Genomic DNA, 25290 nt, shown 5'->3' with positions numbered 1-25290 from the left:
CCGCGCCGGGCGGCGCGCGCAGTGTCCAGCCAGCCGCCAGCAGCGAAGGAGCAGCCGTGACGACCGCCGAGACGGCCGAGACCGTGGCCAAGGGTTTTCAGGAGCTGTACGGGGCCGTGCCGGACGGCGTCTGGGCCGCACCCGGCCGGGTCAACCTGATCGGCGAGTACACGGACTTCAACGAGGGCTTCGTGCTGCCGCTCGCGCTCCCGCACACCGCCGTGGCGGCCGTCTCGCCGCGCGCCGACGGCGTGCTGCGGGTGCACTCCGCGGACACCGGCACACCGGTGACCGAGCTGCGCGTCGACGCGCTCGCGCCGCGCGCCGACACCGGCTGGGCCACCTATCCGGCGGGTGTCGTCTGGGCGCTGCGCACGGCCGGGCACGCCGTCACCGGAGCCGATCTGCACCTGTCGTCGACGGTGCCGACCGGGGCCGGACTCTCCTCGTCGGCCGCGCTCGAAGTGGTCACGGCCCTCGCCCTGAACGACCTGTTCGGACTCGGCCTGACCGGCCCCGAGCTGGCCAGGCTCGCCCAGCGCGCCGAGAACGACTTCGTCGGGGTGCCGTGCGGGGTGATGGACCAGATGGCGTCGGCCTGCTGCACCGCGGGCCACGCCCTGCACCTGGACTGCCGGGACCTGTCGACCCGCCAGGTCCCGTTCGACCTGGCCGCGCAGGGCCTCGACCTGCTGGTCGTGGACACCCGCGTCAAACACGTCCTGGGCGACGGAGCGTATGCGGAGCGGCGCGCGGGGTGCGAGGAGGGCGCTCGGGCGCTCGGGGTCTCGCACCTGCGGGACATCCGCTACGCGGAGCTGCCCGACGCGCTGGAACGGCTGGCCGAGCGCGAGCGGCGGGGCGAGGCGCCGGACGACCGGGTGCGCCGCTACGTCGGGCACGTGGTCGCCGACGACCACCGGGTGGAGCAGGTCATCGCGCTGCTCGACGCGGGCGAGGTGCCCGCCATCGGGCCGCTGCTCACCGAGGGCCACGCCTCGCTGCGCGACGCTCTGCGGATCTCCTGCGAGGAACTCGACCTGGTGGTCGAGAGCGCTAACGCGGCGGGTGCGCTCGGCGCGCGGATGACGGGCGGCGGCTTCGGCGGCTCCGCGGTGGTGCTGGTGCGGGACGCCGACGCCGGGGCGGTCCGCGCGGCGGTCCTCGACGCCTTCGCCGCGGCCGGCTTCACCGCACCGCGGGTGTTCTCCGCCATACCGTCGCAAGGGGCGCACCGGATCGTCTGAGAGCGCCCGGCCCAGGGGCCCGATTCGGCCCATTCGGCCGCCCCGCCGCGCTTTTCCCGGGCTCCGGAAGGCTTCAGGCGAGGCGTTTCGTCATGGTGTACTCCGTAATTCCCGGTGGGTAGTCGGGAATTTCGCATACCACGTCGTATCCGTATTTCTTATAGAAACCCGGGGCCTGGAAATCCCAGGTCCACACCCGGGAGTCGAGGCAGTCGCGGTCCTCGCGGGCCGCGCGCTCGGCCTCCAGGAGCAGCCTGGAGCCGAGGCCGGCGGCGCGGTGGGGGGCGTCGACCCAGAGCAGGTTGATGTGCAGCCAGCGTGCCCAGGTGTGCGCGTCGAGCCCCGCGACCAGTTTCTCCTCGTCGCCCTCCCCGGTGAACATCCAGATCTGGAGCGGCACTTCGCGCTCCTCCGCGGTGCCGCGCAGCGCCCTGATGGCCGGTGACGCGGCTGTGTTGGTCTCCCGCAGCCGGGCCCGCAGCAGATCGCGGCGCGGTCGGTCGACCTTGCTGGTCTCGGTCTCCATTCGAAACATATGACTCACGATAATCTCCCGGCAGTACACCGCCGCATCCGCGGCGGACCGTACCGCCCCCCGGTGCGCCGACTGGTTCGACGAGTTCTGCAAATCACCTTCCGCTACGGCCGGTCGGCCTTACTCTGAGATACAGCACCGGTGGGGGCCGGTGTTGATCAGGGGGCGAGAGAAGTCGGGTACGACGCCCGGAGTGGGGGTAGCAGTCCAGCACGGCGGCGGTCGTGCGGCTGCGGCGACCCTGCCCCGGGCCCGTGAGGGTTCCGGACACAGCACTCCGGGCGCCGTGCCCGCACCGACCGTCCCCCGACCTGTGGGGGTTTGACGTGGTTCGCATCCGAGTCCTGGTCGTCGACGACCACCGTATCTTCGCCGAGTCGTTGGCAGCGGCCCTCGCCGCGGAGCCCGACGTCGACGTCACACCGGCCGGCAGCGGCCGGATGGCCCTGCGCTGCCTGGAGCGGGCCGCTGCCATGGGCCGCCCGTTCGACGTCCTGCTCGTCGACGCCGATCTCGGTCACACCGCGCTGGGCGCCGCGGCCGGTGCGGCCCCGGGCGGCCCCGGCGGTCCTGCCGGATCCGTACCGGGCGGCGCCCGCCGAGCTGTGGCCGTGCCGGACGGCAGTGCGGACCAGCTTGTGGACGGCATATCTCTGGTGGCGGGCGTGCGTTCGGCCCAGCCCTCGGTGCGCACCGTGGTGCTCGCGGAGAAGGACGACCCGCACCGCGCGGCCCTCGCCCTGGCGGCCGGGGCCTGCGGCTGGGTCGCCAAGGACTGCTCGCTCTCGCGGCTGCTGACGGTCGTGCGGGGCGTGCTGCGCGACGAGACCCATCTGCCGCCCGCGCTGCTCACCGGCGTGCTGCGCGAGCTGACCGCGGCCCGCAAGCACCGTACGGAGAGCGAGCGCCTGGTGGAGTCGCTGACCCCCAGGGAGCGCGAGGTGCTGCGCTGCATGGTCGCCGGACTCGGCAGGAAGGCCGTCGCCGAGCGGCTCTACCTCTCCCCGCACACCGTCCGTACCCATATGCAGAACGTCCTCGGCAAGCTGGGCGTGCACTCCACCCTCGCCGCGGTCGCCCTGGCCCGGCGCGCGGGCGTCGGCCCGGCGGACCTGGAGGAGGCGTCCTGAGCGGACGGCTCCCGGTGGGGCCTTCCGCCGGCAGGCGTGCTCACGCGGTGGGCGGCTTCCCCCGCGGGCGGGTTCCCCGGCTGGACGGCCTACGCGGTGGGTGGCTTGCCCGGGTGGCCGCTTCCTCGGTGCGGGCGTCCTGAAAGGGAGCGCGGCAGATGTGCGGGCAACCACCTGCGCGCCGGTGGTCGAAGGCCGCCAAAGCAGTGTCTTCATGTCGCCGGCACCGCCGCCGGCATGCCGGTGGTGACGTGACGGTCCGCCCTTCGCCGTCTGTCCAGGCCCCCGCGCCCTGCACGGGGCGGCCCTCAACCGGGAAGGTTGTCGAAGGGAGCGGTCAACTGCCGTAGCAGCGCGGCCAGTTCGCTGCGCTGGGCACGGGACAGCTCGGCGAGCAGGGCGCGCTCCTGCTCCAGCAGCCCGGCCAGCGACTCGTCCGCGCGGTCCCGGCCGTCCCCGGTCAGCCGGACCAGCACGCCGCGCCGGTCGCTCGGGTCCGGCAGCCGCTCGACGAGGCCCTTCTTGGCGAGCCGGTCGATACGGTTGGTCATGGTGCCCGAGGTGACCAGCGTCTGGGTGAGGAGCTGACCCGGCGAGAGCTGGTAGGGGGCGCCGGCCCGGCGCAGCGACGTGAGCACGTCGAACTCCCAGGGCTCCAGGCCGTGCTCCGAGAAGGCCAGCCGCCGGGCGCGGTCGAGGTGCCGGGCGAGCCTGCTCACCCGGCTGAGCACTTCGAGCGGCTCCACATCGAGGTCCGGGCGCTCCCGGCGCCACGCAGCAACCAGCCGATCGACCTCGTCCTCCATGGAGATCAGTCTAATCGATCCCTCGATGTGAAGTCTCTTGACGTCAAGATATATGCCTGTGAGGATGGCGGCGGGAACCCGGACACCGGTTGCCCGCAACTCAGGGTTGCCCCGGGCCGGTCCACGGCAACCGATCCACGGCACCGGGGCCCGTGCATCCCCTCGCCCGGGCCCGTGCATCCCGCCCGGGCATCCGGGTCCGTGATCCGCGTCCGTCCGCAAGGAGGCAGCACCCGATGCCCAGCGCCACACCCACCTGGGACCCCGGCCAGTACCTGCGCCACGCGGGCCACCGTGCCCGCCCCTTCGCCGATCTGCTCGCCCGTGTCCCCGAACCGCCCGCGACCGGTCGGCAGCCGGTGATCGTCGACCTGGGCTGCGGGCCCGGCAACGCCACCCGGCTGCTCGCCGAGCGCTGGCCCACCGCCCTCGTCACCGGCCTGGACAACTCCGCCCGGATGCTGGCGCAGGCACGCCGCGACCACGCGGGTGCCACGCCCGGCGGCGGCCGGATCGAGTTCGCCGAGGCGGACGCCCGGACCTGGGTGCCCGAGGGCGCGCCCGGCCTGATCGTCAGCAATGCCACGCTCCAGTGGGTACCGGGCCACGCGGACTCCTTCCGGGCCTGGTTCGACGGCCTTGCGCCCGGCGGTGTGTTCGCCTTCCAGGTGCCCGGCAACTTCGACGCGCCCAGTCATGTGCTGATGCGGGAGCTGGCGGAGTCGAAGCGGTGGGAGGACCGGCTCGGCGGGGTGCTGCGGCACGCCGACGCGGTACTGGAGCCCGCCGGCTATCTGGACCGGCTCCTGGCGCTCGGCGCGGACGCCGATGTCTGGGAGACGACCTACCTGCACGTCCTGCCCGGACAGGACCCGGTGCTCGACTGGGTCAAGGGCACCGGCCTGCGGCCCGTCCTCGCCGCCCTCGCCGACGACGACGAGGCGGCCGGGGCGTTCCTCACCGAGTACCGCGACCTGCTGCGCACCGCCTACCCGCGGACCCCGTACGGCACGGTCCTCCCGTTCCGGCGGATCTTCGCGGTGGCGGTCAAGCCGGGGCGTCGAGCGGCCCGGGGCGACGGCGCGCCGGCCGGTGGGGCGGACGCGGTCGGCGGGGCGGGTGCGGCGGGGGAGGGCGGTCGGTGATGCTGGTGGCCATCGACCACGTCCAGCTCGCCGCGCCGCCCGGTTCCGAGGACGCGCTGCGCGCCTTCTACGTGCGGGTCCTCGGGATGACCGAGGTGCCCAAGCCGCCGGTGCTCGCGGCGCGCGGCGGCTGCTGGTTCCAGGCGGGGTACGTCCGCCTGCACGTGGGGGTGGAGGCGGACTTCCGCCCCGCGAGGAAGGCCCACCCGGGACTGCGGGTGCACGGCATCACGTCCTACGCGGCCCGCCTCGCCGCCCACGGGACCCCGGCCGTCCGGGAGGGGAACCTGCCTGGTTGCCGGCGCTTCTACGCGCAGGACCCGGTGGGCAACCGGCTGGAGTTCCTGGAGCCGGTCACAGGGCCTTGAGCGCGTCCAGGGAGATGTCGATGTCGATGTCGAAGGGCGCTTCAAGCGTGAGCTGGGCGCGGTGGATTCCGGTCGGTGTGTAGCTCTTCGTCACCGGATCGAGCTCGTAGGTGTGCACCACGGGCCGTTCGTTGCCCTCGGTCATCTCGACGAGCCAGAAGTACCGGATGCCCGCGGCAGCGTACTTGCGGGGCTTGGTGTCGCGGTCACGCGCCTCGGAGTCGGGTGTGACGACCTCGGCGGCCAGCACGACATCGGACGCCTCGAAACGGGTTCGGTCCAGGCCGGCGCCGGCCTCTGCCCGGATGATGCTGACATCCGGTTCGGGTGCGTTGCGCCGGTCCAGGACGACGGTCATCTCGCGGCTGACCCTGAGGTGCCGGGGGACCGTGCGGCGCAGTCCGGCCACCAGAAGATCGATCATGAGGCTGTGGAAGAACCGCTGCGGGCTCACGAGGACGAAGCTCCCGTCGATCATTTCGGTGTGCGGCGGGAGCCCGGGGAGCGCGAACAGGTCGTCCACGGTGAATCCGTCCAGGGGCGGCATCGGCAAGCGGTAGCCGTGCTCGGTGAGCGGCTCGGCGGTCATGGTTCCTCCCATGGACGGGATTCTGAGCCTGCGGCCTCCACGGTATCGGGCGGAATCCACCACTGTCACCGCAAAAGGTGATCAAGGGCGGGGTTGAGCGACGGTGTTCGAGATCCGTCCGTGGTGGGCGGTGCACACCACGGCGCACAAGCTGCCCCGCGAGCCCGGCCGCGCCACCGCGAGCCGATACGTCCACCCGTGCCCAAGGAGCCCGCTGGTTCCAGAGCCCGCTGGTCCGGGAGCATGCCGGGCCGGGAGCATGCCGGGCCGGGAGCATGCCGGGCCGGGAGCATGCCGGGCCGGGAGCATGCCGGGCCGGGAGTCCGCCGACGAGAACCCGGCCGCCCTGGGACCGTGCCGCCCCGGGGCCGTGCCGCCCCGGGGCCGTGCCGCCGGAAGCTATGCCTTCCGGTGGCCGATCAGCCGCGGTTTCTGTTCGATGCCGTCCAGGCCGTGCCAGGCCAGGTTCACCAGGTGGGCGGCGACCTCGGCCTTCCTGGGGCGGCGGACGTCCAGCCACCACTGGCCGGTCAGCGCGACCATGCCGACCAGGGCCTGTGCGTACAGCGGGGCCAGCTTGGGGTCGAAGCCGCGGCTCTTGAACTCCCGGCCGAGGATGTCCTCGACCTGGGTGGCGATGTCCGAGATCAGCGAGGCGAAGCTGCCCGTGGACTGCGGGATGGGGGAGTCGCGCACCAGGATGCGGAACCCGTCCGTGTGCTCCTCGATGTAGTCGAGCAGCGCGAACGCCGCCTGCTCGCAGAGCTCGCGCGGGTGGCCCGCGGTCAGCGAGCTGGTCACCATGTCCAGCAGCCGCCGCATCTCGCGGTCCACCACGACGGCGTACAGCCCCTCCTTGCCGCCGAAGTGCTCGTAGACCACCGGCTTGGAGACCCCGGCCTTCGCCGCGATCTCCTCGACCGATGTGCCCTCGAACCCCCGCGCCGCGAAAAGGGTGCGACCGATCACCAGCAACTGCTGACGGCGCTCAGCGCCGGTCATCCGGGTGCGGCGGGCCCGCCGCGGTTTCTCGCTGCCGGGTGTGCTGGGGTCGGTCGCCACATCCTCCATCATGCCGCGTCGGCGGCCCGCTCAGCGCCCCGGGAGTCGCTCGCCTTGCGGCGGGAGTCGATCCGCGACTGCGACGGCCAGCGGACGTCGTGGGCCCAGCCCAACTGCTCGAACCAGCGGATGATGCGCGCCGAGGAGTCGATCTGGCCGCGCATCACACCGTGCCGTGCCGAGGTCGGGTCGGCGTGGTGCAGGTTGTGCCAGGACTCGCCGCAGGACAGCACCGCGAGCCACCAGACGTTCCCGGACCGGTCGCGCGACTTGAAGGGCCGCTTGCCCACCGCGTGGCAGATCGAGTTGATCGACCAGGTGACGTGGTGCAGCAGCGCCACCCGCACCAGCGAGCCCCAGAAGAACGCCGTGAACGCTCCCCACCACGACATCGTCACCAGGCCGCCCACCAGCGGCGGAAGCAGCAGCGACGTCACGGTCCAGAGCACGAACTGCCGGGAGACCGCGCGGATCGCCGGGTCACTGATCAGGTCGGGCGCGTACTTGTCCTGCGGTGTCTGCTCCTCGTCGAACATCCAGCCGATGTGCGCCCACCACAGGCCCTTCATCAGTGCGGGCACCGTCTCGCCGAACCGCCACGGCGAGTGCGGGTCGCCCTCCGCGTCCGAGAACCTGTGGTGCTTGCGGTGGTCCGCCACCCAGCGGACCAGCGGACCCTCCACGGCCATCGAACCCGCGATGGCCAGCGCGATCCGCAGCGGACGCCGTGCCTTGAACGACCCGTGCGTGAAGTAGCGGTGGAAGCCGATCGTGATCCCGTGGCAGCCCAGGAAGTAGAAGAAGATCAGCAGGCCCAGGTCGAGCCAGCTCACCCCCCAGCCCCAGACCAGCGGCACGGCCGCGACCAGGGCGAGAAAGGGGACGGTGATGAAGAGCAGCAGCGTGATCTGTTCGATCGAACGCTTCTGCTCACCGCCCAGTGTGGCGGAAGCAAGGGGAGTGGCGGACGGCGCTGGTGAGGCTTCTTCGATCACATCGGGGCTTGTGCTCATGGGCATTCCCTGGGGGGTCGAGGGTGATGGCAGGTGTTGCCCGGGCCGGAATACTACGGTTCCGTAACCTACGGCATCGTAAGTATGTCAGCGCGTTGTCCGGCAGCAAGAGGCCGGACGGCCGCGCCGGGCCCGAGCCGCCTATCCTGGACTCGGTCGGACAGCGTGGTCCGCTCTGTTTCTTCCCGGGCCCGCGGGGCACAAGCCGTGGATCAGCCGGACGCCTGCCGGGAATCAGCAAGGTAGACCCGGTAGGGAAGAGTGCATACCCAGTAGGGACCGGGACCCTCCCAGACGTGAGACGTGCCTCACCACTGCAAGGAGCCGCACCTGTGAGCAGTGCAGACGACCACGGCCACCGGGCCACCACGCAGGCCGCCGGCGCCACCGGTGCCGGACTGCGCGCCGACATCCGCCGCCTGGGTGATCTGCTGGGCGAGACCCTCGTACGGCAGGAGGGCCCAGAACTCCTGGAACTCGTCGAGCGGGTCCGCCGCCTCACCCGCGAGGACGGGGAGGCCGCCGCCCGGCTGCTCGGCGAGACCGATCTGATGACCGCGGCCAAGCTGGTGCGCGCCTTCTCCACCTACTTCCACCTTGCGAACGTCACCGAGCAGGTGCACCGCGGCCGCGAACTGCGCGCCCGCCGTGCGGCGGAGGGCGGCCAGTTGGCCCGCACCGCCGACCGGCTCAAGGACGCCGACGCCCTGCACCTGCGCGAGACGGTCTCCAACCTCAATGTGCGCCCCGTCTTCACCGCCCACCCCACGGAGGCCGCACGCCGCTCCGTCCTCAACAAGCTCCGCCGTATCGCGGAGCTGCTGGAGACGCCGGTCATCGAGGCCGACCGCCGGCGCAACGACACCCGCCTCGCGGAGAACATCGACCTCATCTGGCAGACCGACGAGCTGCGCGTGGTGCGCCCCGAGCCCGCCGACGAGGCCCGCAACGCCATCTACTACCTGGACGAGCTGCACGCCGGCGCCGTAGGGGACGTCCTGGAGGACCTCACCGCGGAGCTGGAGCGCGTCGGCGTCCAGCTCCCCGACGAGACCCGGCCGATCACCTTCGGCACCTGGATCGGCGGCGACCGCGACGGCAACCCGAACGTCACCCCCGACGTCACCTGGGACGTGCTGATCCTCCAGCACGAGCACGGCATCAACGACGCGCTGGAACTCGTCGACGAGCTCCGCGGCTTCCTGTCCAACTCCATCCGCTACGCGGGGGCCACCGAGGAGCTGCGCGCCTCCCTGCACGCCGACCTCGACCTGCTCCCCGAGATCAGCCCCCGCTACAAGCGCCTCAACGCGGAGGAGCCCTACCGCCTGAAGGCCACCTGCATCCGGCAGAAGCTCGTCAACACCAAGCAGCGCCTGGCCAAGGGCACCCCGCACCAGGCGGGCCGCGACTACCTCGGCACCGCGGAGCTGCTGCACGACCTCACGCTGATCCAGACCTCCCTGCGCGAGCACCGCGGCGGCCTCTTCGCCGACGGCCGGATGAACCGCATCATCCGCACCCTCGCCGCGTTCGGCCTCCAGCTCGCCACCATGGACGTACGCGAGCACGCCGACGCCCACCACCACGCCCTCGGCCAGCTCTTCGACCGGCTCGGCGAGGAGTCCTGGCGGTACGCGGACATGCCGCGCGAGTACCGCAGCAAGCTGCTCGCGAAGGAGCTGCGCTCCCGCCGCCCGCTGGCTCCGACGCCCGCACCGCTCGACGCGGCGGGTGAGAAGACCCTCGGGGTGTTCCACACCGTAAGGCGCGCCCTCGACGTCTTCGGGCCCGAGGTGATCGAGTCCTACATCATCTCCATGTGCCAGGGCGCCGACGACGTCTTCGCCGCCGCCGTGCTCGCGCGCGAGGCCGGCCTCCTCGACCTGCACGCGGGCTGGGCCAAGATCGGCATCGTGCCGCTGCTGGAGACCACCGACGAGCTGCGCGCCGCCGACGTCATCCTCGACGAGATGCTGGCCGACCCGTCCTACCGGCGCCTGGTCGCGCTGCGCGGCGACGTCCAGGAGGTCATGCTCGGCTACTCGGACTCCTCCAAGTTCGGCGGCATCACCACCAGCCAGTGGGAGATCCACCGGGCCCAGCGCCGGCTGCGCGACGTCGCGCACCGCTACGGGGTGCGGCTCAGGCTCTTCCACGGCCGCGGCGGCACGGTCGGACGGGGCGGCGGCCCGTCCCACGACGCCATCCTCGCGCAGCCCTGGGGCACGCTGGAAGGCGAGATCAAGGTCACCGAGCAGGGCGAGGTGATCTCCGACAAGTACCTCGTGCCCTCGCTCGCCAGGGAGAACCTGGAGCTGACCGTCGCCGCCACGCTCCAGGCGTCGGCCCTGCACACGGCCCCCCGCCAGTCGGTGGAGGCCCTGTCCCGCTGGGACGCCGCCATGGACGTGGTCTCCGACGCCGCCCACGCCGCCTACCGCCGTCTCGTCGAGGACCCGGACCTGCCGGCGTACTTCTTCGCCGCCACGCCCGTGGACCAGCTCGCCGACCTGCACCTCGGCTCCCGTCCTTCGCGGCGGCCGGACTCCGGCGCCGGGCTGGACGGGCTGCGCGCCATCCCCTGGGTGTTCGGCTGGACCCAGTCGCGGCAGATCGTGCCCGGCTGGTTCGGCGTCGGCTCCGGCCTCAAGGCGCTCCGCGAGGCCGGGCTCGACCCGGTCCTCGACGAGATGCAGGAGCAGTGGCACTTCTTCCGCAACTTCGTCTCCAACGTCGAGATGACGCTCGCCAAGACGGACCTGCGCATCGCCAGGCACTACGTCGAGACCCTCGTCCCCGAGGACCTCCGGCACGTCTTCGAGACCATCGAGGCGGAGCACGAGCTGACGGTCGCCGAGGTCCTGAAGATCACCGGCGGGGAGAAGCTGCTGGACACCCAGCCGGTCCTCCAGCAGACCTTCGCCATCCGGGACGCGTACCTGGACCCCATCTCCTACCTCCAGGTCTCCCTGCTCGCCCGCCAGCGTGCCGCGGCGGCCCGCGGCGAGGAGGCGGACCCGCTGCTCGGCCGCGCCCTGCTGCTCACCGTCAACGGCGTCGCGGCGGGCCTGCGGAACACCGGCTGACGGCCGCCCGTACCGGCCCGGGGCGCCGAGTGCACGGATCGACAACGAACCGTGCACTCGGCGTCAAGGACAATCCGCCGCCGTCCCGGCATCCTCGAAGACAGCAGGGGCCGGCCCCGCGGGGACCTCGCGGAGGGGGACGTCCGAACGCCGGGGGGACCGCGGCGGACCCGCGGGGCCGGCCACCGGCGCGGCGGCCCACGTCCACCGGGCCGCTGCCACACCCGGTGTCCCGGCGTGTGCACGCCGTCGTCTGCCGGTCGAGTGCGCCGATGGGGGTCGGCGCCCGTGGGGAAGGCGGCAGGTGACGGCACCCGTGGTGACGAGGGCGCCGGAAGGTGGGAGGGGAGCGACGGACGAGGCGCCGCATCGGCCCGCCCGTCGCTCCCGCGTGTCGGGTCCCGCGTGTCGGGTCGCGCGCGCCTGCTCTGGCGCGTCGTTCTCGTCCGTCGGCTCTCGCGTGTCGCTCCTGCGTGTCGGCTCTCGCCGTCGGGCCCGCGTGCCGGGTCCCGCGCGCCGCTCCCGCGCGTAGCTCCCGTCCGTCGGCTCTCGCGTGCCGGCTCCCGCCCGTCGCTCTCCTCCCTCGGGGTCCCGCGCGTCGCTCCCGCCCGTCCGAGTCGTGTGCGGTCCGTGCGCGCGCCCGCGGGCTTGCCGTTCCGGATGTCGGGCATTCCTGGTGAGTGCGGTCCGTGCGCGCGCCCCCGCGGGTGGTGGGCCGGCCGGCTCACATGGTGAGGGCGGCGGCCGCCAGCAGCGCGAGGCCGAGGAGGCCGGTCACCCGGGCGGTCCTGCGCAGTCGCAGGCCGCCCGCGACCACCACCGCGGCCAGCAGCAGCGCACCGCCAAGCGGCAGGCAGGCCCGCAGCAGCCCCGCCCAGCCGGCCCTGACCACCTCGTCGCCGTCTCCCCGGGCCACCGGCACCTTCGTGCCCTGGTGCGCGCCCAGTGCCTGTTCGAGGATCACGTGGTCGCTGGGCGCCGCGCCGGGGGCCGAGGGGGCGTAGGAGCCCGTGCAGCGCTCGCGCGAGCAGTCCGCGACGGTCAGGGTGCCGCGCCCACCGGTGGCCATCGCCTGCTGGGCCGGGTGCCAGGACGCCCAGAGGCCCGCGGCCACCAGCAGTGCCACCACCCCGGCCAGCACCAGTTGCCGGAGCAGCAGGAGGAGTCCGTACGCGCTCTCGCCGGCCCTGCGCATCCGGCTCCGCTTGACGGCCCTGCCGATGCGCCGCGCCGAGGTCATGCCAGGCATGGCGGCGATCCTTGGCCATGGGACAGCGCTCGGTCAACCGCGTCGGTGAGGGATGCGGCAAGTGCGGTGACAGATCACAAGTGACCGGAGTCGTCAGGAGTTGTATGGGTACCGGTCAGGAGTTGTATGTGCTCTGTGCACGTTCCAGGCCCTCCGTGACCAGGCACTCCACCGCGTCCGCCGCCCGGTCGACGAAGTAGTCGAGTTCCTTGCGCTCGGTCGACGAGAAGTCCTTCAGCACGAAGTCGGCCACCTGCATCCGCCCCGGCGGCCGCCCGATGCCGAACCGCACCCGGTGGTAGTCCGGGCCCATCGCCTTCGTCATGGACTTCAGGCCGTTGTGGCCGTTGTCGCCGCCGCCCAGCTTCAGCCGCAGGGTGCCGTAGTCGATATCCAGTTCGTCGTGGATCGCCACGATGTGGTCCGTCGGCACCTTGTAGAAGTCCCGCAGGGCCGTCACGGGCCCGCCGGACAGGTTCATGTACGACGCCGGCTTCACGAGCACCACCCGTCGGCTGCCGGGCCCCGGCGGGCCGATCCGCCCCTCCAGCACCTGGGCCTGCGCCCTGGCCGCCCGCTTGAACGCGCCGCCCATCCGGCCGGCCAGCAGATCGGCCGCCATGAACCCGACGTTGTGCCGGTTGCCGGCATACTCCGGGCCCGGGTTGCCGAGGCCCACCACGAGCCAGGCCCCGCCGCTGTCCGCCATCCCCGTACCTCCTCACCACACGACAGCAGCCGCCCTGGGGAGGGCGGCTGCTGACAACTCGTCCGGCCGATCCTAGGCCTCTTCGCCCTCCGCGGCGCCCTCGGCCGGCGCCTCCTCGGCCTGGGCGGACAGCACCTGGAGGACGACCGTGTCCTCCTCCACGCCGAGCGAGACGCCCGCCGGCAGCTTGATGTCCTTCGCCAGGACGGCGGCGCCGGACTCCAGGCCCTCGACGGAGACCGTCACGGACTCGGGGATGTGGGTGGCCTCGGCCTCGACCGGCAGCGCGTTGAGCACGTGCTCCAGGAGGTTGCCGCCGGGCGCCAGCTCGCCCTCGGTGTGCACCGGGATCTCGACGCTGACCTTCTCGCCGCGGTTGACCAGCAGCAGGTCGACGTGCTCCAGGAAGCCCTTCAGAGGGTCGCGCTGGATCGCCTTCGGGATCGCGAGCTGGCTCTTGCCCTCGATGTCGAGGGCGAGCAGCACGTTCGGGGTACGCAGGGCCATGAGCAGGTCATGGCCGGGCAGCGTGATGTGGACCGGGGCGGCGCCGTGGCCGTAGACCACGCCCGGCACCTTGTCCGCGCGGCGGATGCGGCGCGCCGCGCCCTTGCCGAACTCGGTACGGGGCTCGGCGGCCAGCTTGACCTCGGACATCTGCACTCCTCGCAACTCTTGACGTCTTGCACGTCATCCAGTGACGGAACGGGGTCCCCTGCCCTCACGGACCTGAGAAGTCACCCGGCCACACGACTGGCCTGCCACGAAGAGCGCGTCGATAACGGACCGCCGCACCACATGGGCGCGGCCTCCCTCGCCGAGCAACGCTGACAGGTTACCCGGAGCGGGAGGCCGCGCCCAAAAGGATCACATCCGGCCGGCGGCGGCGCCGGGCCGCCGCCGGGGTCTCACTGCTCCTCGAAGAGACTGGTCACGGAGCCGTCCTCGAAGACCTCGCGGCACGCCGTGGCGATGGTCGGCGCGATCGACAGGACCGTGATCTTGTCCAGTTCCAGCTCGCTCGGGGTCGGCAGCGTGTCGGTGAAGACGAACTCGCTGACCTTCGAGTTCTTCAGCCGGTCGGCCGCCGGTCCGGACAGCACACCGTGCGTGGCCGTCACGATCACGTCCGCCGCGCCGTGCGCGAAGAGCGCGTCGGCCGCGGCGCAGATCGTGCCTCCGGTGTCGATCATGTCGTCGACCAGGACGCACACCCGGTCCGCGACGTCGCCGACCACCTCGTGCACCGTGACCTGGTTCGCCACGTCCTTGTCCCGGCGCTTGTGCACGATCGCCAGGGGCGCTCCGAGGCGGTCGCACCAGCGGTCGGCGACCCGTACCCGGCCCGCGTCCGGCGAGACCACCGTCAGCTTGTCCCGGTCGACCTTGGCCCCCACGTAGTCGGCCAGGATCGGCAGTGCGAAGAGGTGGTCGACGGGGCCGTCGAAGAACCCCTGGATCTGGTCGGTGTGCAGGTCGACCGTGAGGATCCGGTCCGCGCCCGCCGTCTTCATCAGGTCGGCCACCAGCCGGGCCGAGATCGGCTCGCGCCCGCGGTGCTTCTTGTCCTGCCGCGCGTATCCGTAGAAGGGCACGATCACCGTGATGCTCCGCGCGGAGGCCCGCTTCAGAGCATCGATCATGATCAACTGCTCCATGATCCACTTGTTGATCGGCGCCGTGTGGCTCTGGATCAGAAAGCAGTCGGCGCCACGAGCCGACTCCTGGTAGCGGACGTAGATCTCGCCGTTGGCGAAGTCGAAGGCCTTCGTCGGCACCATCCCGACACCGAGCTGATGGGCCACCTCCTGGGCCAACTCAGGGTGGGCGCGGCCGGAGAAGAACATCAGCTTCTTCTCGCCCGTCGTCTTGATCCCGGTCACAGCACCGTCTCCTCGGCGTCTCTCTGGGTTGTCAGACTGCTGCACCCGATCGCGTCCCTCAGCGACGAGCCAGCCGCGGTGTGCTCAGGGGACACCCCCAAGCCCCCGCGTTTGTGCACGTAACACGGTACGCCGCCTTTGACGCACCAATTTTCGGACAGTTCCCATCAGCTTCCGGCAGCGTTCGACCGATTCCAGGCGACCCACAGGGTTCGGGGCCGCCGCCGCACCTTCCACTCCGACACCGACCCGGGCTCTCGGGAGCCGGCTCTCAGACGCCGTTGTCCGAGCCGCCTCCGGTGCCGCCCGCCGCCCGGGCCGCCTCCGCTCCGCCGGCGCCCGCGGACCGCGCGGACTCCGGTGCCTGCTCACCCGGCGCCGCGTCCTGGGCCGCCTCGGCGGCCTTCGCCGCCGCGCTGCCCGGGCGCTTGCGCTCCACCCAGCCGTCGATGTTCCGCTGCTGGCCGCGTGCCACCGCCAGTGCGCCCGGCGGCACGTTCTTCGTGATCACCGACCCCGCGGCCGTGTATGCACCGTCACCAACCGTCACCGGGGCCACAAACATATTGTCCGAACCGGTACGACAATGCGACCCCACGGTCGTGTGATGCTTCTCCTGACCGTCGTAGTTCACGAAGACGCTCGCCGCGCCGATGTTGGTGAACGCGCCGATCGTCGCGTCGCCCACGTACGACAGGTGCGGCACCTTCGTGCCCTCGCCGATCGAGGCGTTCTTCATCTCCACGTACGTGCCGGCCTTCGCCTTCGGCCCCATCCGCGTGCCGGGACGCAGGTACGCGTACGGGCCCACCGACGCTCCCGCGCCGACCTCCGCGGCGTCCGTGACCGCCGTGTGCACCCGGGCCCCCGCGCCCACCAGCGTGTCGGTGAGGCGCGAGTGCGGGCCCACCTCGCAGCCCTCCGCGAGATGCGTGGCGCCGATGAGCTGCGTGCCGGGGTGCACGATCACGTCCTGGCCGAAGGTGACGGTGGCGTCCACCCAGGTCGACGCCGGGTCCACGACCGTCACGCCCGCGAGCATCGCCCGTTCCAGCAGGCGGTCGTTCAGGATCCGCCGGGCCTCGGCGAGCTGCACGCGGTTGTTGATCCCCACGATCTCCCGGTGGTCGTCGGCCACCGCGGCGCCCACCCGGTGCCCCTGCGCCCGCAGGATCCCCAGCACGTCGGTCAGGTACTCCTCACCCTGGCTGTTGTCCGCGCGCACCCGCCCCAGTGCCTCCGCGAGCAGCCGGCCGTCGAACGCGAACACCCCGGAGTTGATCTCCTGGATCTCCCGCTGCTCCTCGGTCGCATCCTTGTGCTCCACGATCGCCAGCACCGCGCCGGACGCCTCGTCCCGCACGATCCGGCCGTAGCCGGTGGCGTCCGGCACCCGGGCCGTGAGCACCGTCACCGCGTTGCCGTCGGCGGTGTGCGCCCAGGCCAGCCGCTGAAGCGTTTCCCCGGTGAGCAGCGGGGTGTCGCCGCACACGACGACCACCGTGCCCGCGACGGCGGGCACGGCGCCCGACCCGTTCGCCGCCGCGCCCGCCGCATCGGCCCGCGTGCCGTGCAGCTCCTCCAGGCCGACCCGCACCGCGTGGCCCGTGCCCCGCTGCTCGTGCTGCACCGCCGTCCTGGCCGCCGGGTCCACCGCGGCGCAGTGCGCCGCCACCTGCTCGCGGCCGTGGCCGACCACGACGACCACCTGCTCGGGCTCCAACTCCCGCGCCGCCGCGAGCACGTGCCCGACCAGCGAGCGGCCGCAGATGTCGTGCAGGACCTTCGGAGTCGCCGACCTCATGCGGGTGCCCTCGCCGGCGGCGAGGACGACGACGGCTGCCGGCGGGGTCTCCCCTGTTCGAGCGGAGCCAGGAACTCGGGGATCGATGGCGCTCACAAGACTGCCCTTCGACTGGGGGTGCGGGGGACGTCCAGGTGTTTCGGCTGGGGACATCCGCAGGATACCGGGGCGAAGGGGGCCGGAAACGGAAGCGGGTCCCGACCTGGAAGGCCGGGACCCGGACCGCATGGCTCCCCCGCCAGGACTTGAACCTGGACATACGGCACCAAAAACCGCAGTGCTGCCAATTACACCACAGGGGATCAGACTCCACTAAACCGGACATTGGGCCGGGTTGTCGAGTCGAGCTTCCACCACTATGCCGTACCGGATGCCCTCCGTGCGACGGTGCACGTGGCCTCCTTGTGTGGGGGTGGGGGCCGCCGTGTGGTGGTGCGGGCGGTTGCGGGGCGCGGTGTGCGTGGTCATGGGGTGGGTGGGGCGGCCGGGGTGGCCGGGTGGATGGGGCGGTCGGGGTGTGTCCGTGTCGTGGTGCGGTGCGTGGTGCGTCCGTGTCGCGGTGCGGTGCGGGGTGTGTCCGTGTCGTGCGGGAGGCGGCATGCGGCTGGGTGGCGTGCGCCGCTGGGCGGGTGCCGTCGGTTTGCGGGGCCGGGCGCTGCGGGGGTGTTGCCGGGTGCCGGGTGCCGGGTGCCGGGCGCGGGGGTGCCTGGTGGTGGGGGTGCCTGGTGGTGGGGGCGGGGCGGTTGGGCGCGGGCCCGGACTCGTCGAACGCGTCCTCGCCGTGGCGAGATCGCATGCCTCGTGTGTGCGTCCGTGTCCGGGCGCACACCGCCACGCCGGGGAAAACCCCTCGAAGAAGCAGCCCCCCGCGCCCGTACGCTGGGGGCATGACCACGACGGGGGAAAACCGCGCCACGGCCCGGGGAGGGCCGTGGTGGTGGGCGCGTCGGCGCAGTGCGGTACTGGACGTGGGGCTGGGGCTGGTGTCGGCCCTGGAGTGCGGGGCCGAGGGGATCGACTTCTCGGGGGATGCGGGACTACCGGTTCCTGTAGGGGTGGTTTTCGGCCTCCTCGCGGGCTCGGTACTCGTGGTGCGGCGGCGCTGGCCGATCGCGGTCGTGCTGGTGTCGATCGCGGTGACGCCGGCCCAGATGGGCTTCGTGATGGGCCTCGTGGGGCTCTACACGCTCGCGGCCTGCGAACTGCCGCGGCGCATCATCGGTGCGCTGGCGGGCATGTCGCTCGCGGGCACCATGATCGTGACCTTTGTGCGGGCCCGGCAGGACGTGGGGCACGGGCATCTGACCATCGGCGACTGGTTCGTCCCCTTCCTCGCCATCACCACATCGCTCGGGGTCACCGCGCCTCCGGTGCTGCTCGGCCTGTATGTGGGGGCGCGCAGGCGGCTGATGGAGAGCCTGCGGGAGCGCGCGGACTCGCTGGAGCGGGAGCTCCAGTTGCTCGCGGAGCGTGCGGAGGAGCGCGCGGAGTGGGCGCGGGGCGAGGAGCGGACCCGGATCGCCCGTGAGATGCACGACGTCGTGGCGCACCGGGTGAGCCTGATGGTGGTGCACGCCGCGGCGTTGCAGGCGGTGGCGCGCAAGGACCCCGAGAAGGCGGTGAAGAACGCCGCGATCGTCGGGGACATGGGCCGCCAGGCGCTGACGGAGCTGCGGTCGATGCTGGGCGTGCTGCGCGCGGGGGAGAGCCTCGCGCACCACGAGCCGGTCCCGCTGGCCGCGGTGGGCGCGGCGGCGGCAGCCGCGGCCTCCCGTGCGGTGGGCGACCGGTCGGCGGACGCCGCGCAGGACGGGCCGACACTCGCCGAGCTGGACGAACTGGTGGACCAGTCCCGGGTCGCGGGCATGGTGGTGGAGCTGTCGGTGGAGGGCGTGGAGCGCGGGTACCCGGCGGCGGTGGAGCAGACGGCGTACCGGGTCGTGCAGGAGGCGCTGACGAACGTCCACAAGCACGCGGCGGGCGCGAAGACCTACGTGCGGCTGGCGCGCCGCAGGTCGGAGATCGCGATGCAGGTGGAGAACGAGTCGGTCCCGGACGGCGAGGGCGAGAGCGCGCGGCTGCCGAGCGGGGGCAACGGCCTGGTGGGCATGAAGGAGCGGGTGTCGGCCCTGGGCGGCGTCTTCGTGTCCGGGCCGACGGACGCGGGCGGGTTCCGGGTGTCCGCGGTGATACCGGCCTCGTAGGGGGCTGGCAGGCTTGGGGGCTGGGAGCTGAGCTGGGGGCTGGGGACTGGGGCTATGAGGACTGGGGGCTTGGTCCGGGTACCGCTCCCGCGGGGCGCGACCCGTGCCGGTTCCGGGGGAGGCGGGGTGTACCGGCCTCGGAGGAGGCGGGGCGCACCGGGCCCCCCGGGGCAGCGGTTTGCGCCGGGCCCCGTCAGGATGCGGTCGCGCCAGTGCCCGTCAAGAGGCCGACGGGATGCCGTACGCCCCACGCGGCCGGCGGCGCCGTACGTCTCGTCGCGCCTGGACCGCAGCTCGCCCGGTGCACCCGGTGGGCCCGGCCCGTGGCTCACCCGGTGGTGAGCCGCTGGGGCTCGGTGCCCGAGATGAGGGTGGCGAGCGCGTGGTCGAGGTCCGGGCCGAGGTACCAGTCGCCACTGTGGTCGAGGCTGTAGACGCGCCCCGTGCTGTCGATGGCCAGCAGGGCCTGTGGCTCGCCGGTGTCCTCGGCGCCCGAGACCTCCTGGCCGAGCGGGCAGACCTCCGTGTCCAGCGCGCGCCCGAGGTCGCCGAGGGTGCGGGCCATGTGGAGGCCGTGCAGGGGGTCCAGGTGCAGCACGGCGGGGGCGACCCGGCTGCCGGGGCCCGTCGGGCTGATGTGGAGGCCGCCGAACTCGGCCCAGGCCTCGACCGCGGCCGGGAAGATCGCGTGCTGGTGGCCCGCGGGCGAGCTGTGCGCGCGCAGGGTGTCGGCCCAGTACTCGGCCTGCTTGATGTCCCAGCGCCCGGGCTGCCAGCCGGCTGCGCGCAGGGCGGCGTCGACGGGCACGGGAAAGCGGGTGGTGGAGGAGCGATCGGGGTGCATCGGTTGCTGTTTCGTTCCGGACGTCGTGGCGGTGGGGCCTGCGGGGCTGCTGCGGCGGTCGGGCCGCGGCCCCGGCCCTCGGGCGGGACTGGCCGCGCGGCGCGCGCGGGCTGTGGTCGGCCGTGCGGCGGCCGCCCGTGGCGGGCGCACTCGGGCGTGGGTTCGGGGGGCGGTGGCGTCAGCCCTCCGGTGCGGCGGGGTCGACGACGCGGATCCCCAGGTGCTCGGCGAGTGCGGTGCAGGCACGGCAGGGGTGGGCGAAGCTGCCGTGCAGCGGGTCGCCGTCCTCGCGGATGTGCCGGGCCGTGAGCTTGGCGTTCTTGAGCGCCTTGCGTGCCTCGGAGGGGGACATCGGCTTGCGGCGGGCGCGCTTGCTGCGCTCGGCGTCCGCGGTGCCGAGCCGGCGGGAGATGAGCAGCGTCTCGGCGCAGCGCCCGGTGAAACGGTCCCGCTGGTCGCTCGGCAGGGCGTCCAGGAACGACTGGACGAGCGGGTGCAGGACGGGCGACTGGTCGCCGCGGGCGGCCGTGCCGGTGAGCGTGGTGCCGCGTACGGACAGCGCCGCGGCCACCGTGGGCAGGATGCCGTCACGGCGGTGGCGGAGCACGGGCGCGTGGAAAGCGGTGCCGCGCCGGCCGGCCTGGGGGGCTGCCGGGGTGCCCGGAGCGCCGGGCCGGGAGCCTGCGGCGGCCTGGCCGGGCAGGTGGACGTGGGCGCGGGGGCGGCTGAGTCCCGATCCCCGGTCCGTTCCCGTATTCGTTTGTGCGGTGTGCATGGTGGTGCTTCCCTCCCGGCCCCCGGCAGTGGACCCCGTGACTCCGGCAGTCGCCGCAGGTGTCACGCCCCCGAGTTGCGGGGACAGCCTGCCAAATGGGACGGCCGGTGTGGAAGCTGAGCCCCTGCGACACGCTGATGAGGGGGCCCACCGTCATCATCGGGTGACTGGAGGTCACCGAAACGGAGGGCCGGTGACCGGTGCGGCCCTACGGCTTAGGCTGTCGTCATCCGTGGGAGGCCGCGTAACCGGCGGGCGCGGACACGAGGAGGGTCCGCGCGGACGCGAGGTCGGCGTGGACGGCAGACCAGGGACCTGGCACGCGCTGGGCGCAGCAGGCACTGACACAGCAGCAGGCACTGACACAGCAGGACGCAGCAGGGGGCTACCGCCATGACGACAGGTCGGCTCGGTCTTGGGGCGCCTGGCGCCCGGGCCGGGGGACACGCCGCACCGCCTAATGCGGCGTACGCCGGGCAGGTTGTGCACTTCCCGGATCCGGTGCGGGCCGCCCGGCACCCCAGGGGTGTTCGGGTGGACGAGCGGGGTTATCCCGACTTCTCGCCCTACGCGTGCGCCGCGGCCGAGATAGCGGAGCCCCCCGAGGGCTTCGGCGTGGACGAGCTGCGGCTGACGGACTACGTGTCGGCGAACGCCGCGCTCGCGGCGCGCGGCCATGACCTGTGGACCGGCAGGTCCCCGGTGGCGACCCCGCACGGCTGGACCTGGCACCACGTGCCGTCCTCGCGCCGCCTCGAGCTGGTGCCCGTCGAGGTGAAGGCCCTGCTGCGGCACCACGGCGGCCTCGCGACGGCCGCGGTGGATCAGAACAAGCGCGGCACGCGTCCGCTCCAGGACTCCCGCCCCGCGCACTTCGGGCTGCCGGAGCGCGGGACCGCGGTCCCGGAGCGGCAGGTGCAGGGCATCGAGGAGGACCTGGGGTACCGGCTGCCCGGGGCGTACCGCTCGTTCCTGAAGGCCGCGGGGGGCTGCGCGCCGATGGGCGCGGCGCTCGACGCCCAACTGGGGCTGCTGGTGGACCAGCCGTTCTTCACGGTGCGCGGCGAGGCGGCGGTCGACGACCTGGTGTACGTGAACAAGTGCCTGCGCGACCACCTGACCAAGGACTACCTCGGTGTCGCCTTCGTGCAGGGCGGTCTGCTCGCGCTGAAGGTCAAGGGCGAGGGGCGGGGCTCGGTGTGGTTCTGCGCGTACGACGACGCGCGCGACCAGGACGGCTGGGCGGTGGCCGACCGGGTGGCCCGGCTGCTGCTGCCGTGCGGCGACGACTTCGACACCTTTCTGGCCCGTCTCGCGGGGAACCCGCCGGAGCTTCGGACCGTGGCCGACCTGATGGTGGACGGCGGCTTCGCGCGCGCCGTTCCGGTGGGGGAGTGAGGAGCCGATGGTGACGTTCGCTCAGGCGCAGGACCGTGCCGAGGAGTGGATCAACGCCGGAGTGCCCGCGTACGAGCACCGCGAGGTGCGGGTGCGGGAGTTCGAGCTGGGCTTCGTCGTCTGGGCCGAGGACCGTGCCGACCGGCCCCGCTCGGAGGGCGGCGCGCAGCGGCTGGTGATCCCGCGGAACGGCGGGGCGGCGACGCTGTGGCCGGGACTGCCGGTCGGCGAGGTGATCCGGCGGTACGAGGAGGAGTACGGGGCCCCGGACGATCCGGCGCGGCCCGCCCCCGCTGCCGCCGCGGAGCGTGTCGACCTCAATCAGACGTCGTTCCTGCTGAGTCCGCCGGAGTGGCTCCAGGAGGCGGCGGACAGGCTGGGCGTCCCGGACCGGCGCTCGGGCGCGTCCCGCTCGGGTGCTGCTGCCGGGGGCGCGGCTGCCGGGGACGGGGCTCCGGCGGCCGGTGAGGCCGGCGGAGCGACGGGTTCCGGTGCTGCGGGTGCTCTCGGTGCTCCCGGTGCCGGGTTCGCAGAGGGCGCGCCGGCCAGGGAGGACGGCCGGACGCCGGACGCCGTGCCGGAGCCGACTCCGTGGGCCGGCACCGACACCAACGCCGGCGAGGACCGCTCCGTGCCGCTGCCCGCCACCGTCTTCGCGCCGCAGATCGCGGGCCTGGACGAGGACCAGGCGCCGCCGCCCCATGCGGCGCCTGAGGCGAAGACGGCACTGATGTCGGGCGGCAGCCAGTTGCCGCCGACCGCGGTGTCGCCCGCGCTCGACCCCCTGGCGGGGCCGGGGGCGCCGGCATACGGGTACCCGCAGGGCGCGGGCGCAGCCGGGGGTGCAGGTGCAGCCGGGGACGCAGGTGCGCCTGGCGGGTCGGGTGGGCCTGGCGGGGTTGGCGGGTCCAGCGGGCCGGGTGGTCCGGGTGGTCCCGGCGTTTCGGATGGTGCGGGCGCGCCCGGTGTTTCTGCTGTTCCCGGCGCACCGGGGGACTCCATCGGTGCCGGTGGGCCGGGTGGTCCCGCCGGTCCTGGCGGGCCGGGTGGCCCTGACGGTCCTGGGGGGCCGGGTGCTCCTGGCGGGCCGGGTGCTCCGCCGCCGCAGGCTTCCGGCGCTCCCGAGGCTCCGCAGGGCGCCGGCGCACCGGGTGGCCCGCAGGGCATGCCTCCGTACGGCGCTGTGCCGGACGGTCCGCCGCCGGGCGGGCCGAGCGGTGGCGCCGGGCCGTCCGGCCCGCCTCCGGCGGGCGCGGCAGGCGTGCACGGCGCCGCGAGTGCGCCCGGTGCTCCGGGCGCGCCTGGCGTACCGGATGTACCGGGTAAGCCTGGTGTACCGGGCGCTCCCGGCCCTGCGGGTGCCCGCGGTGCGGCCGAGCCGCCCGCGTCCGGCCCGGGTGTGCCCGGTGTCCCCGCGGGCGGTTACGTCCCGACGCAACTGGTGTCGGCGCTGGGTCCGGACGGTCCCGGTGCGCCGGGCGCCGGCGGCCCGCCCGCCCCGGGTGCTCCGGCCGGTCCGCCTCCGCCGCCCGGCGCGACACCGCCCCTGCCCGGCACCCCCGGGACCCCACCGGGGGGCGTGCACCAGGCGGCGACGATGCTGGCCGACCCGAGCCAGGGCGGCCTCGGCCTGCCCAGGCCGCCCGCCCCGGGTGCGCCCGGCGCCCCGGCCGGCCCGCCGCCTCCTCCGGGCGCGACTCCGCCGCCCCCGCCCGGCGCCCCCGGCACCCCGCCGCGCGGCGTGAGCCCCGGTGCGCAGCCGCCGGGCGGCGGGGTGCACCAGGCGGCGACGATGCTGGCGGGTCCGGCCGTCGGCGGCCCCGGCGCGCCGCCGCCTCCTCCGGGTGCCGCTCCGCCGCCCCCGGGTGGCACTCCGCCTCCTCCGGGTGCGACTCCGCCGCCGCCCGGCGGTCCCGGCATGCCGCCGCCTCCGCCCGGCCACTCCCTGCCCGGCGCCCCGCCGCCGCCCGCGGCGTACGGGTATCCGCAGCAGCCGGCCGGCCTGCCGACGGTCGGCCCCGGCTACCAGGCGGTGCTGCGCTACCGCGCGGCGGACGGCTCCGAACAGCAGCTCATCCGCCGTTCCGCGCCGGGCATGCCGCATCCGGAGTGGCAGATCCTGCACGAGCTGCACGCGATGAACGTCCCTCCCCAGCAGGTCCTCGAACTCCACACCGAGCTGGAGTCCTGCGAGCTGCCGGGCGCGTACTGCGCCCGTATGATCCGGGAGAACTGGCCGCAGGCGCGCATCACCTCGATCGCCCCGTACGGCAGGGACCACGCGTCGCGGCAGCAGGGCATGCAGCAACTGCTCGCGCACCAGGGCGAGCTGCACCAGGTGGCGGACGGCCCGGCGCGGCTCGCGCCGGTGCGTGCGCCGCTGCCGCCGGTGCCGCCCGCGCCGCCGCTGCCGCCGGAGGGTGTCGCCCAGGAACTTGCGGCCGCGTACGGTCCCGGCATCTTCCGCTTCGACCAGCTTGCGGTGTCCCGCCAGGGCGTGCCGGAGGCGGTCGCGGTGACGCTGATGTGGGCGGGGCTGCCCCTGGACGTGCGGCCCTTCTTCTGGGCGCAGGCCCAGCCGGGCCGCCCGGTGCCCACGCTCCAGGAGCTGGCCCAGGAGCGCGGCGTGCAGCCCGCGCCCGACGCGGGCTCCTACCTGGTGGTGGGCAGCGACTTCGGGCGGGCGGTCAGCGTCCAGTACGGCACGGCGAACATCGTGGCCGTACCGGTGGAGGCGGGCCCGGGCGGTGCGCCCGTTCCCCCGCAGTTCGTGAACACGGGCCTGCCCGAGTTCGTTCGCTGCCTGGCCCTGCTCGGCCGGATGTGGCCGCTGCGCGCCGGGCTCGACCAGGAGCAGGCCGGACGGTGGACGGTCGACTTCCAGGCCCAGTTGGCGTCGCTCGACCAGGCGGCGCTCGCGTCCCCGGAGAGCTGGTGGTCCGTCCTCCTCGAACAGATGTGGGACGGGCTTCTCTAGCCAGTCAGCCAGTCACCCAGTCAGTCAGTCAGTCAGTCAGCCAGTCAGTCAGCCCGGCGGCCCCGGCCCCCGGCGGGCGGGCGGCCTCGCAGACCAGCAGGCCCACGGCCTCGCGGACCGAGTGGCCGGCGCCCGGGCCCCCGGCAGCCCCGGGCCCCCGGCAGCCCGGTGGCCCGTCGGCCCCCGAACGTCCCGTACGCGTGCGCGTACGGGACGTTCTGCTGTGCGCGCTTGCCCCTCGCCCGTTCGCCCGTTCGCCCATTCGTGCGTACCACCGCGGCTTTCCTCGGGCCCGGCGGCGCTCCCGGGGGCCTCCACGGGCCAACACACCAGTACGCCCCCCTCTGCGGATTCGGACTTCCGGCGCCAATAGGTGCATCCTTGGCGGGCAGATGGGCGGAGTGTCGCGTTATGGGCTGTTCCGCTTGATCCATCAAGATGTGCGCCACATCGCGTGGTACGC

The 25290-nt window shown here is 73.5% G+C and carries 20 protein-coding genes and 1 tRNA gene; 8 read left to right on the top strand and 13 right to left on the bottom strand.

The features are described from left to right. The first annotated feature begins 56 nt into the window (after nt 1–56). Nucleotides 57–1247 (top strand): galactokinase, encoded by a 1191-nt coding sequence (gene galK, locus IE313_RS16695; RefSeq protein ID WP_189932878.1) that lies wholly within the window; start codon nt 57–59, stop codon nt 1245–1247. A 73-nt stretch (nt 1248–1320) separates the two neighbouring features. On the opposite strand, the gene IE313_RS16690 is transcribed toward galK, so the two are convergent. Further along, the gene (locus IE313_RS16690) at nt 1321–1782 is read right to left on the bottom strand and encodes a GNAT family N-acetyltransferase (protein ID WP_189932876.1); all 462 of its coding nucleotides are present in this window, start codon (nt 1780–1782) and stop codon (nt 1321–1323) included. Between the two features lie 326 nt (nt 1783–2108). Between IE313_RS16690 and IE313_RS16685 the strand changes: the two genes are divergently transcribed. Then, nucleotides 2109–2912: a response regulator transcription factor gene (locus IE313_RS16685; RefSeq protein ID WP_189932874.1), complete on the top strand. Its 804-nt coding sequence runs from the start codon at nt 2109–2111 to the stop codon at nt 2910–2912. A gap of 308 nt (nt 2913–3220) precedes the next feature. Here IE313_RS16685 and IE313_RS16680 read toward each other — a convergent pair whose 3' ends face one another. Next, entirely contained in the window at nt 3221–3718 is a 498-nt protein-coding gene (locus IE313_RS16680; protein WP_189932873.1) for a MarR family winged helix-turn-helix transcriptional regulator, read from the bottom strand. Nucleotides 3719–3954: 236 nt separating this feature from the next. Between IE313_RS16680 and IE313_RS16675 the strand changes: the two genes are divergently transcribed. Then, the gene (locus tag IE313_RS16675) at nt 3955–4863 is read left to right on the top strand and encodes a trans-aconitate 2-methyltransferase (RefSeq protein ID WP_189932871.1); all 909 of its coding nucleotides are present in this window, start codon (nt 3955–3957) and stop codon (nt 4861–4863) included. Then, entirely contained in the window at nt 4863–5231 is a 369-nt protein-coding gene (locus tag IE313_RS16670) for a VOC family protein (RefSeq protein WP_189932869.1), read from the top strand. The genes IE313_RS16675 and IE313_RS16670 overlap by 1 nt, the downstream gene beginning before the upstream one ends. Here the strand turns inward: IE313_RS16670 and IE313_RS16665 are convergent. The 3 genes from IE313_RS16665 to IE313_RS16655 all read right to left on the bottom strand — a co-directional run bounded on the left by IE313_RS16665 (nt 5218) and on the right by IE313_RS16655 (nt 7895). Then, the gene (locus IE313_RS16665; RefSeq protein WP_189933124.1) at nt 5218–5820 is read right to left on the bottom strand and encodes a Uma2 family endonuclease; all 603 of its coding nucleotides are present in this window, start codon (nt 5818–5820) and stop codon (nt 5218–5220) included. The genes IE313_RS16670 and IE313_RS16665 overlap by 14 nt on opposite strands. A gap of 399 nt (nt 5821–6219) precedes the next feature. Further along, on the bottom strand, nt 6220–6894 hold the full coding sequence (locus IE313_RS16660; RefSeq protein ID WP_189932867.1) for a TetR/AcrR family transcriptional regulator: 675 nt from the start codon (nt 6892–6894) through the stop codon (nt 6220–6222). Next, a complete protein-coding gene (locus tag IE313_RS16655) occupies nt 6891–7895 on the bottom strand; it encodes an acyl-CoA desaturase (protein WP_189932865.1) in 1005 nt (334 codons plus the stop codon). Before IE313_RS16655 ends, IE313_RS16660 begins: the two co-directional genes overlap by 4 nt. Before the next feature lie 332 nt (nt 7896–8227). On the opposite strand from IE313_RS16655, the gene ppc reads away from it, so the two are divergent. Continuing rightward, nucleotides 8228–10984 (top strand): phosphoenolpyruvate carboxylase, encoded by a 2757-nt coding sequence (gene ppc, locus IE313_RS16650; protein ID WP_373317005.1) that lies wholly within the window; start codon nt 8228–8230, stop codon nt 10982–10984. A 724-nt stretch (nt 10985–11708) separates the two neighbouring features. On the opposite strand, the gene IE313_RS16645 is transcribed toward ppc, so the two are convergent. From IE313_RS16645 to IE313_RS16620, 6 genes are all read right to left on the bottom strand, one after another. Then, nucleotides 11709–12233, bottom strand: coding sequence for a hypothetical protein (locus tag IE313_RS16645; RefSeq protein ID WP_229924687.1), 525 nt, complete (start codon nt 12231–12233; stop codon nt 11709–11711). Nucleotides 12234–12348: 115 nt separating this feature from the next. Then, the gene (pth, locus tag IE313_RS16640; protein WP_189932863.1) at nt 12349–12942 is read right to left on the bottom strand and encodes an aminoacyl-tRNA hydrolase; all 594 of its coding nucleotides are present in this window, start codon (nt 12940–12942) and stop codon (nt 12349–12351) included. A 72-nt stretch (nt 12943–13014) separates the two neighbouring features. Then, a complete protein-coding gene (locus tag IE313_RS16635) occupies nt 13015–13599 on the bottom strand; it encodes a 50S ribosomal protein L25/general stress protein Ctc (RefSeq protein ID WP_189932861.1) in 585 nt (194 codons plus the stop codon). Nucleotides 13600–13850: 251 nt separating this feature from the next. Further along, nucleotides 13851–14825, bottom strand: coding sequence for a ribose-phosphate diphosphokinase (locus IE313_RS16630; RefSeq protein WP_189932859.1), 975 nt, complete (start codon nt 14823–14825; stop codon nt 13851–13853). A 271-nt stretch (nt 14826–15096) separates the two neighbouring features. Next, complete coding sequence (gene glmU / locus IE313_RS16625; RefSeq protein ID WP_308439184.1) at nt 15097–16716, bottom strand: bifunctional UDP-N-acetylglucosamine diphosphorylase/glucosamine-1-phosphate N-acetyltransferase GlmU; 1620 nt, start codon at nt 16714–16716, stop codon at nt 15097–15099. 140 nt (nt 16717–16856) lie between these two features. Beyond that, a tRNA-Gln gene (locus tag IE313_RS16620) sits at nt 16857–16931 on the bottom strand. Nucleotides 16932–17516: 585 nt separating this feature from the next. Between IE313_RS16620 and IE313_RS16615 the strand changes: the two genes are divergently transcribed. Then, complete coding sequence (locus IE313_RS16615) at nt 17517–18833, top strand: sensor histidine kinase (RefSeq protein ID WP_189932856.1); 1317 nt, start codon at nt 17517–17519, stop codon at nt 18831–18833. A gap of 328 nt (nt 18834–19161) precedes the next feature. Here IE313_RS16615 and IE313_RS16610 read toward each other — a convergent pair whose 3' ends face one another. Together IE313_RS16610 and IE313_RS16605 are read right to left on the bottom strand one after the other, a co-directional pair. Further along, nucleotides 19162–19677 (bottom strand): SUKH-3 domain-containing protein, encoded by a 516-nt coding sequence (locus tag IE313_RS16610; protein ID WP_189932854.1) that lies wholly within the window; start codon nt 19675–19677, stop codon nt 19162–19164. Between the two features lie 178 nt (nt 19678–19855). Further along, on the bottom strand, nt 19856–20452 hold the full coding sequence (locus IE313_RS16605) for a YwqJ-related putative deaminase (protein ID WP_189932852.1): 597 nt from the start codon (nt 20450–20452) through the stop codon (nt 19856–19858). 393 nt (nt 20453–20845) lie between these two features. Between IE313_RS16605 and IE313_RS16600 the strand changes: the two genes are divergently transcribed. Together IE313_RS16600 and IE313_RS16595 are read left to right on the top strand one after the other, a co-directional pair. Continuing rightward, a complete protein-coding gene (locus tag IE313_RS16600) occupies nt 20846–21850 on the top strand; it encodes an SMI1/KNR4 family protein (RefSeq protein ID WP_189932850.1) in 1005 nt (334 codons plus the stop codon). Nucleotides 21851–21857: 7 nt separating this feature from the next. Further along, nucleotides 21858–24827 carry an SUKH-4 family immunity protein gene (locus IE313_RS16595; RefSeq protein ID WP_189932848.1) on the top strand — a complete coding sequence of 990 codons (2970 nt, stop codon included), beginning with the start codon at nt 21858–21860 and terminating at the stop codon, nt 24825–24827. Nucleotides 24828–25290: the final 463 nt, after the last annotated feature.

The sequence above is a fragment of the Streptomyces sulfonofaciens genome (assembly GCF_014656295.1).
Taxonomy (GTDB): domain Bacteria; phylum Actinomycetota; class Actinomycetes; order Streptomycetales; family Streptomycetaceae; genus Streptomyces; species Streptomyces sulfonofaciens.
This window is presented reverse-complemented; position numbering and strand designations above follow the sequence as displayed.